At 51.5% G+C, this 16,024-nt stretch carries 14 protein-coding genes; 1 reads left to right on the forward strand and 13 read right to left on the reverse strand.

All coding sequences use genetic code 11. The features are described 5' to 3' along the window. Positions 1-112: 112 nt before the first annotated feature. From AC4PHM_RS05820 to AC4PHM_RS05835, 4 genes are all read right to left on the reverse strand, one after another. On the reverse strand, positions 113-820 hold the full coding sequence (locus tag AC4PHM_RS05820; protein ID WP_492019966.1) for a prenyltransferase: 708 nt from the start codon (positions 818-820) through the stop codon (positions 113-115). Between the two features lie 583 nt (positions 821-1,403). Beyond that, a complete protein-coding gene (locus tag AC4PHM_RS05825) occupies positions 1,404-1,844 on the reverse strand; it encodes a hypothetical protein (protein WP_492019967.1) in 441 nt (146 codons plus the stop codon). Between the two features lie 120 nt (positions 1,845-1,964). Continuing rightward, on the reverse strand, positions 1,965-2,798 hold the full coding sequence (locus AC4PHM_RS05830) for a GNAT family N-acetyltransferase (protein ID WP_492019968.1): 834 nt from the start codon (positions 2,796-2,798) through the stop codon (positions 1,965-1,967). Between the two features lie 157 nt (positions 2,799-2,955). Next, positions 2,956-3,486: a hypothetical protein gene (locus AC4PHM_RS05835; protein ID WP_492019969.1), complete on the reverse strand. Its 531-nt coding sequence runs from the start codon at positions 3,484-3,486 to the stop codon at positions 2,956-2,958. 535 nt (positions 3,487-4,021) lie between these two features. On the opposite strand from AC4PHM_RS05835, the gene AC4PHM_RS05840 reads away from it, so the two are divergent. Continuing rightward, a complete protein-coding gene (locus AC4PHM_RS05840) occupies positions 4,022-4,771 on the forward strand; it encodes a molybdopterin-dependent oxidoreductase (RefSeq protein WP_492019971.1) in 750 nt (249 codons plus the stop codon). A 287-nt stretch (positions 4,772-5,058) separates the two neighbouring features. Here the strand turns inward: AC4PHM_RS05840 and AC4PHM_RS05845 are convergent, their stop codons facing one another. The 9 genes from AC4PHM_RS05845 to AC4PHM_RS05885 all read right to left on the reverse strand — a co-directional run bounded on the left by AC4PHM_RS05845 (position 5,059) and on the right by AC4PHM_RS05885 (position 15,860). Next, positions 5,059-6,558 carry an alanine/glycine:cation symporter family protein gene (locus AC4PHM_RS05845; RefSeq protein WP_492019972.1) on the reverse strand — a complete coding sequence of 500 codons (1,500 nt, stop codon included), beginning with the start codon at positions 6,556-6,558 and terminating at the stop codon, positions 5,059-5,061. 169 nt (positions 6,559-6,727) lie between these two features. After that, on the reverse strand, positions 6,728-7,498 hold the full coding sequence (locus tag AC4PHM_RS05850) for a dimethylarginine dimethylaminohydrolase family protein (RefSeq protein ID WP_492019973.1): 771 nt from the start codon (positions 7,496-7,498) through the stop codon (positions 6,728-6,730). Positions 7,499-7,558: 60 nt separating this feature from the next. Beyond that, the gene (locus tag AC4PHM_RS05855) at positions 7,559-9,307 is read right to left on the reverse strand and encodes a M20/M25/M40 family metallo-hydrolase (protein ID WP_492019974.1); all 1,749 of its coding nucleotides are present in this window, start codon (positions 9,305-9,307) and stop codon (positions 7,559-7,561) included. A gap of 29 nt (positions 9,308-9,336) precedes the next feature. Next, a complete protein-coding gene (locus AC4PHM_RS05860) occupies positions 9,337-10,212 on the reverse strand; it encodes a dimethylarginine dimethylaminohydrolase family protein (RefSeq protein WP_492019976.1) in 876 nt (291 codons plus the stop codon). 810 nt (positions 10,213-11,022) lie between these two features. Continuing rightward, entirely contained in the window at positions 11,023-11,676 is a 654-nt protein-coding gene (locus AC4PHM_RS05865; RefSeq protein WP_492019977.1) for a GntR family transcriptional regulator, read from the reverse strand. Positions 11,677-11,824: 148 nt separating this feature from the next. Beyond that, complete coding sequence (locus AC4PHM_RS05870; protein ID WP_492019978.1) at positions 11,825-13,141, reverse strand: alpha/beta hydrolase family protein; 1,317 nt, start codon at positions 13,139-13,141, stop codon at positions 11,825-11,827. 201 nt (positions 13,142-13,342) lie between these two features. After that, positions 13,343-13,768 (reverse strand): hypothetical protein, encoded by a 426-nt coding sequence (locus AC4PHM_RS05875; protein ID WP_492019980.1) that lies wholly within the window; start codon positions 13,766-13,768, stop codon positions 13,343-13,345. A gap of 13 nt (positions 13,769-13,781) precedes the next feature. Beyond that, a complete protein-coding gene (locus AC4PHM_RS05880) occupies positions 13,782-14,219 on the reverse strand; it encodes a LytTR family DNA-binding domain-containing protein (RefSeq protein WP_492019981.1) in 438 nt (145 codons plus the stop codon). Positions 14,220-14,426: 207 nt separating this feature from the next. After that, a complete protein-coding gene (locus tag AC4PHM_RS05885; protein ID WP_492019982.1) occupies positions 14,427-15,860 on the reverse strand; it encodes an SLC13 family permease in 1,434 nt (477 codons plus the stop codon). Between the last annotated feature and the right edge of the window lie 164 nt (positions 15,861-16,024).

Raw genomic sequence — 16,024 nt, forward strand, 5'->3', positions numbered from 1 at the left:
CAATTTTTAATTTTGTAATTCAAAGTGAGGCGACTTAAAGAGGATGACTCTTTTTGGCTTTACATCGAATATCTTGGGATGGTGTGCGTTGGAGGAACCATCGGCAAAAACATTATCGCTTCAAATTCGCCAAAATCTCCCCATACCTCCCAGTGGCCATCTCTGAAGGCTCACCTATCTTGCAGAACTTGAGCTTTGCCAGTTTGGTATGCGGCCGCTCGACAACCAGCTGACCATTATCATCCAACTTCCCGCGGAGGGCGTCGAGCATCTCGAGAAAACGAGGATCGTGCTTAGCTGCTTTATAGAAGGATAGGACGCAGGTGGTATAGAACAGGTTGTAGCGGAGGAAGGGATATTCGACTTTCATGTACTGCCCGCCTATGCCAAAATGGCATGGTCCTGTTGGAACGCGGACGGTCCAGTGGTCCAGGAGGGTCTCGACGGCGCGGTCCAGGGACGTCTCTTTATTGTTCCAGACGGCAGAGCGGAAGGCATCCAGTGCCCAGAGGGTGACGCCGGGGTTTGAATGTTCGGTTTCCGGTCCCCTTCCCCAGATGAATTTGTTGCAGCGCCAACCACCGTCTTCGTAGGGATTGCTGATGAGGTAGTTTAGTGATGAGATCACACGCTCATCCCGGGCATAGCCGTTTCGGCAGAGGGCAGCGGCAGCAAGGGCGGTATGGCAGGGATAAATGGCGCCTTTTGGGAGCGACTCGTACACGGCCGTCTTTTTGAATACAGTCGAGGACAATATTGGCGGCACCTTGTAAGGCTTCATTAAGGTCGGTGCGGGTGGCGGCGTTGATGGTGTTGTCATGGTCGTCAGCCAGGTCAAACTCGCTCAAGATGAGGAGCGCGTTTAAAGTACTATACGGGCCGCCAACGCCGATTTTAAGATCCGGTGTGGCCCAGAAGTCTCCGTCGTTGTCATAGCGGGTGGAAAGGTAGTCGTCGAGATCTTGTGTGTACATGGACTCACCCCCAAGGATGGTTTCGGGTTTTTATTTGCTGGAGCGTTATTAATATCTTTTCCCTGCAGTGGAGAGGTTAAACAGATTGGTTTTTGCAGTATTCGCTAAGCTGACATTTCGTGAGAAATGACTACTTATGAGTAGTCTACTTATGAGTAGTCAACTCATGAGTTGTTGATATGACAAAATGAATTAAGAAATGCTGTGCTTTTTTTCAACTTAAAGCCCACAGATCCCAGCGCCTCTTTGGCGCGCTGGGATCTGTGGGCTTTCCATTAAATAAATGGAAGCGACAACAGCGGCTGCCGCCGCCATTGTCGCCTCCCCTTTGAATTATTCCTCTACATACGCTTTTACTGCAGTCAGCACGATAAAGCCCGGACTGCCTTCCACTGGATCTCTCCACGAGACATCCTCATAGGCGAGGTGTCACGTCTCGCAGTAGTTGCCATCGGCATCAAACGAGAAAGTGTCAGAGACTTTGTAGCGATTATTCTTGAAATCGATATGCCACTGCTGTTCATCACGAACTACAGTACCGGGATTATTTTTGAAGTCAATGCGGACCCAGACGTCGAGGATGTCGTCGCCCTCTTCATTGATCCAAGTCTTTATGGAGGCGGGTTCGAAGCTATAGTCGCGCCACGGGTCTGACCCCGCTGGTTCAAATAACTTCTCCTGCGCTTGCGGGAGTGTTGGTTTTACCGGGGTTTTCGACGACGGTTCAGGCGTCGCCGGCGTTTCTGAAATGGGTGGAATGGCAGGTGGTTCTGCTGCCGGTGCACATGCCGTCAGGGTTGCTGCCAAGGTGAGGAGGAGAACTAAGGTGACCATCGGGAGAATCTTTTTTAAGCTTTTGGATTTTTGCATGAGGTTTCACCACTTTTCTTAATGGGGTGCTGAGGTGGGTTTGGTTAGATGATACCCATTCTCAACTGGATTATAGCACCACTATACACCAAGGGTGAAATAAATACAATTAAGGAAGGATTAACGTTTGATCAGCATGAGCCACTGGTCAATGGTTTCGAAGCCCAGGCGATGGTAGACGGAGCCGGCGCGGGGGTTGTCGTAGAAGAGGCAGAGGGTTTTGCCTTCTGCGAGGAGGTCGCGGCAGAGGCTGGAGAGGCACCGGCTCATCAGGCCTTGGGCGCGCATGTCCTTGCGGGTCGCGACGCCCACGATCATGGCGGAGGCGGAGTTTTCGGCGGCGGTCTGGGAGACGGTCAGGAGGCGGCCGGCGGTGTCTTCTATAAAATAGACGCGGGAGGCGCCTGTTTCTATATTTTCACGGATCCGCTGCTCAGTGGTGGTGATAGAGTCGCTGAATTCATCAATGTCTTTGATGAGGTCGAGGATACGGGAGGCGTCGTCTGGTGTGGCAATTTTGATGGTTGGGGCTGGATTTTCAGGGCTGAGATGGGTGGCTTCGGTCAATTTACAGAAGTAGGTGACCTTTTCTATATAGGTCGGTTCAGGGCGGTCCAGGGCTTCGGTGGCTTTGGCTAAGGCTTCCTGGACTTTACGGACCAGGGGCAGGCGGCCGGAGAGCATTCGGAAGTCGGGATCTGAAAGCATGATGTTGGCAAAGACGGCCGGGTTGTAGTGAGGGGTTTTGAAATAGGGAATGTAGTTGCTTTCGTAGCGAAGGAGGACAGCCTGGAGATGATCCGTGTCGGCTTCGAAGTCGCCCCAGAGGGTTTGGAAGTGGGTGTCGAAGCCGAAGCGTTCTATGTCACCTATGGCGAAAAGGTTGATCTCAGGTTCTTCCAGGAGGAAGCCCAGGGTGGTTTGACGGTCGGCTTCGGTGAGTTTTCGGATCATGGGAGGGACCTCGCTTTCAGGGGGGGGGGTTGGGGGCTTGGGGGTTGGAAGTTTGGAATTTTAGGTTGGGGCCTCAGGTTGAGGCCTGAGACTGGCATGGAAGTTGGGGTATGGACATAGTATTTGATAGTGCGTTCGCGGGATAGCCACGGTTGTGTTACTTCTTCTGACTTTGTTCTTTTTCCCTATGCAGAGGGATTTTAAACGCTTCAGGGATGCCGAAGGCTCTTAAATTTTCTATGAGATGGTCGTCGAAGGCATAGGCAGCGGTGGCGCGTTTGATTTCGATGTCGTCTTCGGTGAAGACAGCGATTTCAATACCGCGGCAGTAGAAGATGAGGGTTTGCGGAGCTGTGGGTTGTTGGGCGGGGTTTGGGGTTGAGCTTTGAGGTGAGTTGGCGATTGGGGCTTCGGTTGGGGCTTGGGCTTCGACTGGGGCTGAGGCTGTTCTCAAGACTGAGGTCAGGTCGCCGCGGCTATTGAAGTGGAAGCGGTCGAGGTTTTCGATCAGTCGTGCGGCGTAGGTGAAGCTGTCTGCGTTGAACCTGAACATGGCGCTGGCCCAGCTGTTGCCGCCCTGGACGCGCTTGTAGCGCGGGGTTGGTGAAGGGGAGTCGTTTGAAAGCTCATGGGCATTGAGATCATGGGACTCGAGGCTATTGGCTGTGAAATTATTATAATTGGACATTCAGAGCGCTCCTTTGTGGGGGTTTATGGGTGGATGGATGGGTGATCATAGGCATAAGCCTTGTTTTGTTTTTGCCTTTGGGTGAACATCAGGATTTCAAAAAACAAAAAAACCTCTTTCAAGCAAAAGAAGTTAGGTCATGTAGCTCCCTCCTTATCGCTTTCAGCTGGACCACCTTGCTTTACAGCAGGTTGGCGCAGGGTCATAGAGCTGAACCTCTACCCTGACTCTTGATAAGACTGTCTATGAAGTTGTGGGTGAAGCGGTGGTACGGTTTAAGCATAGCATAATTTTGGAAGGAATGGAAGATAGGGATTTAGTGGTTGGGGGACGCGGACGAAAACGGAGTTGGGGACGCGGACAGCATCAGATTCGGGGACGCGGACAACTTTTGACTCAGCAACGCGGACAGCTTTTGAAATCAGCCCCTACACATTTAATGATTATTTAAGGTTTGGGGGTATAAATGGATCAGTAAATCTATTATGTAATCACATTTCCCCGTCTTTCCAAGTTTAAGAAAGGAGAGCCCGTTATGAAGCTCAGCCCATTACATAACCCGCCTCGTCATCCAGCCCACCCCCGTCTCCTTCCCCGACACCGCTTCCTTCTCCTCCTGGTGTCCCTCCTTCTCCTCCTCGCCGCATGCAGCAGCATTGGCGGTCCAGAACCACCCGGTCCTGACGGCGTCACAAGCGCCACCGAAAAGCGTTATCAAGAGCTTGAAATTCGCGACTATGAAGGGATGCGCCTTGATCCTTCAATAGGCCCCAGAGACAACTCCATCAGCGGCATTCAGCAGGTCAACATTGAAATCTATGAATTGAATGTCACTGGCCTCATAGACACGCCACTGACTTATACCTATGATGAGGTGCTGGCTCTGACGCCTTACGAAAGGCTGATCACCCTGCACTGCGTTGAGGGTTGGGACGCCACTGTCCTGTGGGAAGGCGTGAGACTCGCAGATCTGATCGAGCCCGCCGGTGTTCAGCCGGACGCCGTCACAGTCATTTTTCACTGCGTCGACAATTACACGACCTCCATGCCGCTGGAAACCATACTGGAGCGGGACATGCTGCTGGCCTACAAGTCCAATGGGCTCCAGCTGCCGGCGGCCCTTGGCTATCCTTTTATTGTCATTGCCGAAGACAAACTAGGCTACAAATGGGCCCGGTGGGTCAACGAGATCGAGCTTTCTGAGGATGCCGACTACGCAGGGTACTGGGAAAGTCGGGGGTATGACAACGATCCGGATTTGAGGGAAAAAAGCACGACGCCTTGATGGGCGAGTTGGGCTTGAGAGGGGAAACTTGGTGTCTGGTGTAACTTAGTGTCAGGAGAGACTTGGTATCAGTAGAAACTTGGTGTCTGACACCGAGTTTCCACATGAGTTCTCGTTGTGTGACGCTTCCAAAAAAAAGAAAATCCCAGATCTTCCGCGGCGACGCGGGAGATCTGGGATTTTTACCTTTTGGGTGAACCTGGGTGGGTGAAACTCGGTGTCTGCGGCTGTCGCCTATCAACCCCCAGTTTCCTATCAACCTTTGGTTTTAGTGACCATCGGCAGAATTATGCCTTTTCTCTGGCGTCAGTGGCATCAGTGGCATCAGAAGCCAAAGCAGCCCCCGGCACTTCCTCGTAGAAAACTTTGAAGTTCGGGTCGACTTTGCCTATGCCCATGTAGCGGGCTTTGTAGTCCTTGAGGAGCTCGGAGAATTTCGGGCTCAGGATGCCCAATGCCACAATGTTGGCGAAGATTGGCAGGGCAGTGGACATGTCGGAGAAGAGCCAGACGGTGGTGCCTGGGAATGCGTAGTAGACGGCGATCATGACCAGGGCGAGGCCCGGGAGTGGATAGGTCCACTTGTAGACGTTCAGGATGGTGGATTTGCGAGGGTTGTCGCCAATCAGGAAGCGGACGACGACTTCCATTTGGGCGAAGAGGCCGCTGGCGGTGGTGATTCCGAAGAGGAAGGTGCCAAAGGCCAGAACGATTCGGCCCGCGGAGCCAATGCCGGTTTCAAACGCAGTCAGCGTCAGTTCGGCGCCGGAGAGGCCTGAGCTCCACTGGCCGGTGACCATGATGACCAGGGCGGTGATGGAGCAGATGAACAGGGTATCCACGGTGACTTCGAAGACGCCGAGGATGCCTTGCTTCAGTGGGTGGTCGACTTTGGCGGAGGCGTGGACCATCGGCGCGGAGCCCCAGCCGGCTTCGTTGGAGAAGACGGAGCGGGCCATACCGGTCTTGATGGCGTGGGAGAACGCGGCGCCTGCGAAGCCGCCTACGGCAGCGGTGCCAGTGAAGGCGCTGCCAAAGATGAGCGCAAGGCTTTCAGGGAGCATGCCGATGTTCGCAAAAATGATAAAGAGACCAGCGCCTAAATAAAAGACGATCATGAACGGCACCATGTATTCGGCGATGCGGCCAAGTCCTTTAAGACCACCTGCGATCATGAGGTAGAGAATCACGGTGAAGGCAATGGCGACAGGAATCATGTCGAAGCTAAAGGTAGACGCGATGGCTTCAGACACCGTGTAAATCTGGATGTTGATGAAGAAGCCGACCATGAATCCAAAGGCGAAGAGCGCGCTTAGGAACTTGGCGACGCCATGCATCTTCTTCTGGATGCCGATGCCCTTTTTCATATAGTAGTTTGGACCGCCGTAGGCGGAACCATCGGCGTTATGGGAGCGGTAGTGGAGGGCCAGGGAGATTTCGGTCATCTTGACGACGGTGCCTAGGACGCCGGCGACCCACATCCAGAAGATGGCGCCCGGGCCGCCTATGGCAATGGCCGACGCGACGCCGCCTATGTTGCCGACGCCAACCGTGGTGCCGAGGGCCACGCTCATAGCCTGGAAGGAGGAAATGACGCCAGCGCTGTCTTTTTTGTCTTTGCCGCCGGTGAAGGCTTTGATGGCCTCTTTCATGGCGAAGCCGCCAAAGCGGAACTGGAAGAAGCCCGTTTTAACCGTGAGGTAGATGCCGATGGTGAGGACCGTCACAATGAGAGGTGTTCCCCAAAGTACTTCCCATACGATATACTCGATCATTGCCTGAGTCATGCTTTTCCTCCTTTGATCAATAATTGCAGTGCGGGTGGTGAAGGTGATTGTGACGGGAAATGAATAATGAACAAAGACGATGATTTATATTGCAATTACATTGCCGTCCGCGTCCCCAAGTTGAAACCTGTCCGCGTCCCCAAGTTGAAACCTGTCCGCGTCCCCACCCCTAAAACCTCAACGACAGACAGCTCAGCCCGCCATCGAGCTTACGGAATTCGGAAGTGTCGACTACGATGACCTTGTAGCCCATCGCCTCAACCTTTGCCTGTGTCTTTGGATAGCCCGCCGGCACAATGACATTGTCGTTGATCCAGATGCAGTTGCAGGAATAGGCTTCATCCTCGGAGACTTCGAGTCTGTTGAACTTTTCAAACACCGGTGACGAGATAAATTCCCCGCCCACGATCAGGTTGTTGTTTTCAAGATAAGCCAGTCCCGTCTTGAGGTGGAGCATTTCCTTCATCTCCACCGCCTCGCAGGTCATGCCATACTTGGATAGGGCTTTTGTGAACTGATCGATGCCTTCTTGATTAGTCCGTTCTGAAAGGCCTACATAAAAGTGGTCGCCGACCATCATGACGTCACCGCCATCGAGGGTGCCTGGTGCCTGAATGTACTCTATCTGGTCTTCAGTGTAAAACTTTTTGACTGCATCTACAATGTAATCCTTTTCCTTGTTTCTCGATGCCGCGCCTGGATTCGAAATGATCGCGCAGGCACGGGTGCAGACAGCTGCGTCTTCCACGAAGCAGGAATCCGGGAAGTCCTCAAGGGCGTCCAGCACAAGGACGTCGACACCGCAGGCTTTAAGGGCTTCAATGTAGGCGTCGTGCTGCCTCAGGGCATTGGCGTGGTCAGGCTTTCCGAGCTCGGGTGCTGAGGTAATGCCTTCAACCATGGATTTTGCCGGACGGCGTACAATTGTGTGTTTGAACATTGTGAATTCCTCCCAAAGATTAAGTTGTTCTTTACATTGCAGCGATCAATGCTGTCAATCCTATGATCTGTCGTGGCTCCCTTTGCTCCCGGTACGGTCTGAAGCGTCAACCGCCTTATTGAACATGGTCTCAATGGCTTTCAGAACCATAGCCGGTGTTCTGTGCAGCAAATCCTCCTTTAACACCCGCTCACTGATTTTATGGAAGTCCTTCCCCCATGGGCCAATGTTAATGCATGGCATGGCATTTCTGGCAATGGCGTCGAAAGGAATGGCGTAGAAATCACCATAAAGCGGCATCTGAGCTGCAACAGCCGCCTCCAGGGTCTGTACCTCTTCAGGTTTTAAAGAGACATAACTTAAGTCTGAAATCCCTGTAAAATAAGCTTCGAGGTCGTAAGACTGGCCATAATTCTCAGACGTCAGCGCGTTGAGAACCTGATTCAGCCCAAGGACGACCGCCGTATGCTCAGGACGGTCGAGATAAGACACACTTGGATAGTATGGTGGGACGACGCCTATGACGACCATCGGCTGATCGGTTCCTAAAAAGTCAAGGATGCTGTCAAGCAAATTCCAAGTCGCTTCGGCATGATTGTCGATGCCCTTGTACATAGACTCGTTTTCTTTTTTAAGCGCTTCTTGATAGAAGGCATGAAACCGCTCTCCGAAGCGCGCTTCGCACCGCTGAATCAGTTCTGAAAACGTCAGGACCTCGGGTGCCCACCGAACCGTTCGCTTAGGTCTTCTCGTATGCTTGTTGTAAAGGTCTGCGGCCACGTTGACCCGGGCGGCCACTTCCTCAGCTGAAAATCTCGCCATGTCCACCAGGGTGCGGATAATCTGATCCGGCATGCTGGAAAGAGGCTGAAAGCTGATACACCCAAATGCCGTCAGCGGCATGGAGACGTCATAGGTCGTTTTGCTGTCCCGTACCATCAGCCAAGTTGGCGGCGGGGACATCTCCCCCACTTCTTCAGCGACATCCGCCAAGGTCGGATTCATTTCTGTCCGCCGCACAATTTCGCTCAAAATCTGAACTGGGTTAAAGCCCTCCGCGCTCTTGCCTGCATGGGCCAGGATCCCTCTTACATACACAAAAGGAAGGATTTTGCCGATGGATCCACCGGACAGCATCCCGCATTCCGGCGTTTTTCGCTGATGGGGCTCCGAATTGATCATCAGAATGTAATCCAGCTGGTGACTGTCCTTAAGCTCATCCAGGAGCAAGGCCGCCGAACGCATGCCGCCTGAAAGATTTTCCTCGTCTGAGACTGCGATCAGGATCAGTGTGCCATCAAAGTCCTCCTGGTGGCCAAAGGCGTCCATGATGGCCATTTGAATCGAACCGCCGCCCTTCATGTCAGCCGAACCACGACCAAAGATCCATCGATTTGATTTTAAATCCGCCATGGCCTCCTCGCTGATCGCTTCAGGGTCCTCTGCCAGCGAAGCGAGGAGATTTTCAGGATTGAAAGCGAACGCTTTGTGGTTTTTGAAGTCTTCAATCTCCACGACGTCGAAATGATGAACCATTACAATGGTCCTGTTGCTGCTGCCTTTGATCATAGCCCATGCGACTTCTCTCTGGTGGGGATCATGCTTAACTTTATAAAGGCCAAAGTGGTCCGGATGCTTCACGAAATAAGGATGGTCCTTGAAGTGTCTATAAACGTAAGCGCTGGCTGCGTTTTCTGCCGGAGATCCGGATTCGGAATTGATTGCCACATAAGGGTAGAATATTTTTTCAATCGCCTCAGGGTCAATGGCTTTAATGGACTTATGATGAGGTTCTTTACTTGTTTCCAAAGTGATCACGCTCCTGAGATTATTGGCAGCTACTCCCTACAGATTGGTGCTGTGAGGCAGGTCGGACCGCCTGTGCCGCGATAGGATACCTCTTTGCCCGGGTAGGTGTAAACTTTGGCGCCGCAGGCTTCGAGACCCTTCTTAACGGCGTCGTTGCCTTCCACCATGACGGCCACGCGCGGTGCAATGGCCAGGACGTTGGTCCCCAGGTAGTCGTATTCAGCGTCCGGCGTCTCGATCAGCGTCATGCCGCGTTTCAGCAGCAGCTCCCTGAAGAAGACCGGCATGTATTTGGAATAGACCACAGCCAGATCCTGGTCCACCATGGAAATGATGCTCATGAGGTGTAGGCAGGCCTCTGGCCCGTCCCCATGGGGCATTGGTACAACAATGATCTCATCCACGATGCCCTGCGTGAGTTTTCGGAAGGCCTCGATGCCTGCGTCATTGGTTCTGTACCCTCTGCCAATGGCTACCGTGCGCTCATCCAGCCAAACAATATCGCCGCCTTCAATCATAGCCGGGGCTTCGATAACGCCCAGCGTTGGAATGCCTTTGGCTTCGAGGAAATTGCGGGTTGCAGCGGCCTCTTTGGCGCGAAGGGCTTTGCCCATTGGAAAGTAAATGGCACCATTTTTAGTGACCTTCAGCGGGTCGTGGGCATAGATCGAGTCGAGGCCCACGCTGGCTTCCATCGGCAAATAGAGGAGCTCGGCACCCTCGGATTTGAGCGCGGCTTCGAAGACGCTGTACTCTTTGAGGACGGTTTCATAGTCTGGCGCGCCAATATAGCCAAAGGCTTCGAAGTCTGCGTTCAAGGTGTTTTGGTTTTTGAAGGCGACTTCGGGGTGCTTGATCAATACAGTTTTCAGTTTTCCGGTCATGGATTGACTTCCGTAGTGCATGCTGATCTCTCCTCGTCAGGTCTTATGATGGTTTGGTGATGGTGAGGTGATGCATAGGACGTTTTGTATTTTTATTGTTTTTTATATATTATATATTGATTAAACTCATTGTAGTTCATTTATTTGGCCACGTCAAGATGTTGTTTGAATTTTCAGTTAAAAGACGTGCACAAAAAACGCTGAATCCATACAGAAGAGAGCTTGCTCTCTGATGAATGGGTTCAGCGTTCTTTGTATAGGGCGAAGCCCGTGACCGAAGCGCAGCACGCAGACGAGCGGAGCGAGGCGCAGTGCGAAGCGAGGTGCACGTCTGGTGACGCGAATTGTAACTTAAGCTGCACAAAGAACGCTGAATCCATGCAGAAGAGAGCTTGCTCTCTGATGAATGGGCGCAGCGTTCTTTGTATAGGGCGAAGCCCGTGACCGAAGCGCAGCACGCAGACGAGCGGAGCGAGGCGCAGTGCGAAGCGAGGTGCACGTCTGGTGACGCGAATTGTAACTTAAGCTGCACAAAGAACCCTGAGTCCGTGCAGAAGAGAGCTAGCTCCCTGACGAATGGACTCAGCGTTCTTTGTATAGGGCGCAGCCCGTGACCGAAGCGCAGCACGCAGTTGAGCGGAGCGAGGCGCAGTGCGAAGCGAGGTGCACGTCTGGTGACGTGAATTGTAACTTAAGCTGCACAAAGAACGCTGAGTCCGTGCAGAAGAGAGCTAGCTCCCTGATGAATGGGCTCAGCGTTCTTTGTATAGGGTAAAAAAAAGTCCCTGACAAACGACATCAGGGACTCTTGAATCCATATTTTCAGCATTATCAAATCATAATCTCCATATCCGCGTATTTGAGGTTCCAGTGAACCTCCCGCACAAACCGCCAAAGCGCCTCGGCTTCCCCGGCCTCAAAGAGCTCCAGCATCTTCCAGTGCTCTTCGTTGGTTTTGCGCAGCGCCTCCTTATAAAGCGCCTCCGACCCAGATGGGTTATACGACCGCTTAATGAAGGTCTTCTTCAGGCTGGCCAAAATCCGGATCAAGTCCTCGTTGCCGCTGGACTGAATGAAGGATTCGTGAAACCGGTTCTGCAGGTGATAGTAGTGGTCGTAATCCCCTTCGTCTATGACTAGATCCATTTGCCGCGCCAGGTCCCGCATGGCCTCAAGATCCAGACTCTCCGGATGCTTCAAACAGGCCGTGGTTGCCAGCGCCTCCAGCACTCCAATAATCTCATAGATATTATTGGCCCGCTCCAGGGACACCTCCCGCACCACAAAACCCCGCCGCGGAATCTGCTCGATGTAGCCCTCGTTGCTGAGCTGGATCAGCGCCTCCCGTACCGGTGTGCGCGAAATTTCCAGTGCGTCGCAAATTATGTTTTCATTGATCTTTTCCCCCGGCTTCAGCGCCTTCGTGCGGATCTGCTCGGAGATGTAATCATAGACTATGTCCTTTAGAGAGCGATAATTCAGCATAGTGACCCCCGGTGTGTGTGATGGTTGACATTTAACAATTTAACCTTATCACTTTTTCACCAAACAGAAAAGCAAAAACATGACCGACCTGTTTTGCTGGTCAATACTTTCCGGGCGCCTGTGGTCAACAATTCCCGGTTTTGTGGGTTCAATAAGACGACATTGCGGCAAATTCACCAGTATCTTTGAGAAAACAATCAAAAAACTCAAGCACCAGCTTATTCATTGTCTCTATTGCATAGGCCGGGTCCACCCTCGCTTCTGTGGAGCCGCCGGATATTCCTGACAGTTGGTTGGCCAGAAAAGGCGAAAACAGGGGTAAGTCCGTGTAGCTCATGTGATTGCTGCCTTGGATGTGGGTTTCAAAGGCCATCGGCGAAATCTTTGAAATGTGGTGATTGATGTAATCCGTTTCAGGTTCCGCTTTGAGTGCGGTGAGCAGATCCTCAGAATAAAAATTGAGCAGCGGCAGCGTGAACGGCACCTCGTTCATGATTGGCTCCCCTGTCGCGCTCTGTCGATATTCGCCCAGCATGGTGCCGTCCAGGTTGATGACAGCACTGATGTCTCCCCTGACGCGCCCAAGCTGTGCGCTCGCCGCTCCGCCCAAGGAGTGCCCCATCAGACCAATTTTGTCCGTGTCAATGAGGCTGTAAATCTTCGGTGTAGTCGTTTCTGGGCCTTTTAGGAGCTGGTCCAGGACAAAATTCATGTCCTCCGTACGAAGCGTCATCCACTGACTGAAAATTTCGTACTGTGCCCGTTCGTCATAAAGGTCGCTGTTGATCTCCATAACCTGTTGTATGAATTTTTTGCTGCCGATGGTCACTCGACCCTCCCCATCCACCGTCCCAGCAGCATGATAGGGATGGTCAATGGCGCATACGACATAGCCATGACTGGCAAGTTCCATAAAGGTCGAGGTGTTGCTCATCTTCACGCCAAAGGCGCCGTGGGAAAAGACAATGAGGGGGTATTTTTCATTCGTAGCCTGTGGGTACCAAATTTGAATATTTAGCTGGCGGTGCTCACCGCTGTCTGAAAAGGTTTCAATGCGGCTTAGATCTGTCAAGGTAGTGGTTACTGTTTGAACCTGAAGATCGCCAGTTATGGCAGGGCTGTCATATTGCGGAAAAATAATCGCCGGAAGTACTGCAAAGGCCATCATCAGAATCATGGCAAATCCCTTCATGACAATACGGCCTCTGTTGTAGGGCTTGGGTCCTTGCTTAGTCATCCAAAGTCTAAAACCGCCAATGACAGCCAGCGCAGTTAAAACGGCCATTAGGAAATACCAGCGAAAACTCCACTCAACAAGCGGAGTGATTAAGGCGACCATAAAAATCAGCCACTCGGCAATTCTGATTTGACTTCTCTTTTCATTTTGGTTCTGCTTGGTCTTTAAACAATAAATCATTAACGCAATTTCGGTAAGCAGTATGATAACCAAGATAACAATGCCCATGATGATCCCTCACTTTCAATTAATGGATTCATCATAACCGTTGGCGAATGGCTTGCAAAGACGAAAAAGCCAAGCTGTCCATTTTCATAGGTAAGTTGTAAAAATGGCCGGGTAAGTTGAAGCTCAGGCGCGGCGGGTGAGGTTGGTGAGGCTGGAGAGGGATGTAGAAGGTTTGAGAAGGCTTTGACTTGAGACGTCCGCCTAATCCAGGTTATCGTTTATTTGAAAATTTTTTAATTTTTTGTTGATTTTATTTGCTGTGACCAGGTCACCTCGCCAGGTTATGAATCGAACGAGACCGTAGATGACCAGAATCTGAAACGCAAATAGGACAACCTCGAGTGCGCTTGAAACAATCCCGGTCATGCCGGCATAGATGAGAATGACGCCCTCGAGCAAAATGAAATGAACGATCGACCGCAATTTTCTGCCTTCTTCAGTGAGCTCTGTTTTTGACCAAAGCACAAGGCTGGGCAAGTCTCCTACCGCTGCGAAGGTCATGGTTAAGAGAACGTAATCCCTATTAATGGTTTCAGGCGGAGTAAGAAAGACGCTACCAATAATCAGAATGCCAAAGATGATAAAGTAATCTTTGATCAGTTGTCTGGCGAGATCTAAGAACCTCATGTGTTTCTCCCCCTTACAAGCCAAGCTTGGATTTAAGTATAGGGACATATTGTCTGGATACCATTAATTTTTCTCCGTTTTCCATGGTTGTTTCAAATCTCCCACTTATTGACGGCTTGATATGTGATATTTTGGTTATATTGACGATGGTGGATTTTGACGCCCTGAAAAACCTTCGGTGATCACAGATCTCTTCAAGCTCATAGAGTTTCTGCTTGCTCTCATAGATTTCATTACGGCAGTAGATGAAGACTTTATTGTCCACGGATTCAAAATAATAGACATTGGACAAATTGAGCTGATAGATGGCGTTCCCATTGTAGCCAATCAGACTGCGCTTATGTGTTTTCAGCTTATTGACCAACTCCAGAATGTCTTCACTCACTTCGTAACAACGGATGATCACTTCTTCTTCCTCATGGGCCATTATGTTTTCGAGAGAAATTTTCACAGCGTCAACTCCTGTCATTAATGGGAAAAAGAGAGTTACTTACTGCTAATTCTATCACAATACTTTTCCAATTTTCTATCGGAATAATAATGAACAACAACCAGAATAATTGTCGCATTTATATTGCTGTCCCCGTCCCCAGTTCAAGAGTTGTCCGCGTCACCAAGTTGATAGTTGTCCGCGTCCCCAAAGTGAAAACCGTCCGCGTCACTGCACAAGCGCAAACCACGGCATATACAGCAGCAGCACAATAATTGGCGTCAGAACCGTCATGACTACCCCAATTTTCAGGATGTGCCGTGGGCTGTAATGCTCAATCCCAATCAGCAGCACGATCTGCTGAAATGGCAGGAAGAAATGCAAATTGACCGTCACATAGGACATAAACATAATGGCAATGGGGCTCAGCGCGCCCCCCGCAATGGCCAGCAGCCCCGGCACCGTAATCGAAAGCGATGTCACAGTACTTCCCACCAGCTGATGAATCACCGCGTTCAGGCCTATGATCGCCGGAACAAACCAAGCCGTTCCCACCACCGCGTCCATCCTGAACACCGAAAACATAGCCGCGGAAATCCCGCTGACCTGCATGACGCTGCCTATCGAGAACGCTGCCGTCAAAAACAGCATCAGCGGAAGGTTGAGAGACTTTAGGTCCTTAAATTTCAATGTCCCCGTGAAGATCGCCAGCCCCGCCACGCACGCCACCGCCACCCAGGCGGACGAAATCCCGTGCATCGACTCCGTCATCCACAGCCCCACCGTCGCTAAGACCAGCGCCAGGACGATCTTCTCGCTCCTGCTGAAGGGCGAATGGCTGACAATGTGCTCAGGGTCCTCTTCCCCTTCTTTAGCCGATGGTCGCCCAAGCGCCACCTCAAACACCTTTCTATTCATGAGAATCAGCAGCCCTGACATGATCAGCGTCGTGACAAAACTCGGCACGGCCATCCACTTCGCCCACTCGAACCAGCTGATGTCCGTCCCGCTCATCTCCACCGCAAAGTTGTTGAGGATCACGTCCGCCGTCAAAAACATCATCAGCGTCGTCACCGCCGTCAAAAAAAGGTTGAGCATGATGATCTCGCTGGTGGCGCCTGGCAGCTTATGCCGCTTGATATATTCCACAAAAATGGCCGCCAGCAGAATGGTCCGTGAAAACGGCTGAGGAATCAAAAACATGAGTAGAAAGTTCGCTGCGATCCCCACCCAGATCAGGTCCATGGGCTTCCGCACGAACCGCGCCAGCAGCGTATCTGCCAGCCTCGCCGCGATCCCGGAATTGACAATGGCCTGGGACATCAAAAACGACATGGCAATGGTAATGAAATTATCCGACAGCGGAAACTTAAACACCTGCTGCAGCGGCGTCATGCCAAAAATCGAAAACACCACCAGCAGGAAGATTGACGCCACCGACTGTGAAATCGCCTGAAACGCCCAGCTGAGCACCGTCAGCAAAAGTGAGCCAAAGACAATTTGCTGGTTGATTTCGAGTCCCAAAGGATTAATGATCGTGAGGCCTAACGCGACGGCCAGACAGATCATAAAAGTATTAAGCTTGAGTTGAAAAAAATCTTTATATTTAGGTGCCGGCGCTTTGACCGGAACCGGTTCAATTGTCTTTGGAGGTTGAGCCACTTAAGAATCTTCCTTTCTCTGTGTAAAGTTCGTGTACGAAGTATCTAAGATTGTATCATGAAATGTACACTGTGAAAAGGATGAGAAACTCGGTGTCAGCGGCTGGTGCCTATTGACCCCGAGTTTCTTCAAATTTAAAATAGGAACCGGCGCGGGGCCGGTTC

It is taken from the genome of Acidaminobacter sp. QWL-03 (assembly GCF_058683855.1).

What these genes read in the sequence shown, in the direction of transcription:
- AC4PHM_RS05845 (WP_492019972.1), bottom strand. Translation starts at nt 6,558, where the DNA reads ATGACTCAGGCAATGATCGAGTATATCGTATGGGAAGTACTTTGGGGA.
- AC4PHM_RS05835 (WP_492019969.1), bottom strand. Translation starts at nt 3,486, where the DNA reads ATGTCCAATTATAATAATTTCACAGCCAATAGCCTCGAGTCCCATGAT.
- AC4PHM_RS05875 (WP_492019980.1), bottom strand. Translation starts at nt 13,768, where the DNA reads ATGAGGTTCTTAGATCTCGCCAGACAACTGATCAAAGATTACTTTATC.
- AC4PHM_RS05870 (WP_492019978.1), bottom strand. Translation starts at nt 13,141, where the DNA reads ATGGGCATTGTTATCTTGGTTATCATACTGCTTACCGAAATTGCGTTA.
- AC4PHM_RS05840 (WP_492019971.1), top strand. Translation starts at nt 4,022, where the DNA reads ATGAAGCTCAGCCCATTACATAACCCGCCTCGTCATCCAGCCCACCCC.
- AC4PHM_RS05830 (WP_492019968.1), bottom strand. Translation starts at nt 2,798, where the DNA reads ATGATCCGAAAACTCACCGAAGCCGACCGTCAAACCACCCTGGGCTTC.
- AC4PHM_RS05865 (WP_492019977.1), bottom strand. Translation starts at nt 11,676, where the DNA reads ATGCTGAATTATCGCTCTCTAAAGGACATAGTCTATGATTACATCTCC.
- AC4PHM_RS05860 (WP_492019976.1), bottom strand. Translation starts at nt 10,212, where the DNA reads ATGCACTACGGAAGTCAATCCATGACCGGAAAACTGAAAACTGTATTG.
- AC4PHM_RS05820 (WP_492019966.1), bottom strand. Translation starts at nt 820, where the DNA reads ATGACAACACCATCAACGCCGCCACCCGCACCGACCTTAATGAAGCCT.
- AC4PHM_RS05825 (WP_492019967.1), bottom strand. Translation starts at nt 1,844, where the DNA reads ATGCAAAAATCCAAAAGCTTAAAAAAGATTCTCCCGATGGTCACCTTA.
- AC4PHM_RS05850 (WP_492019973.1), bottom strand. Translation starts at nt 7,498, where the DNA reads ATGTTCAAACACACAATTGTACGCCGTCCGGCAAAATCCATGGTTGAA.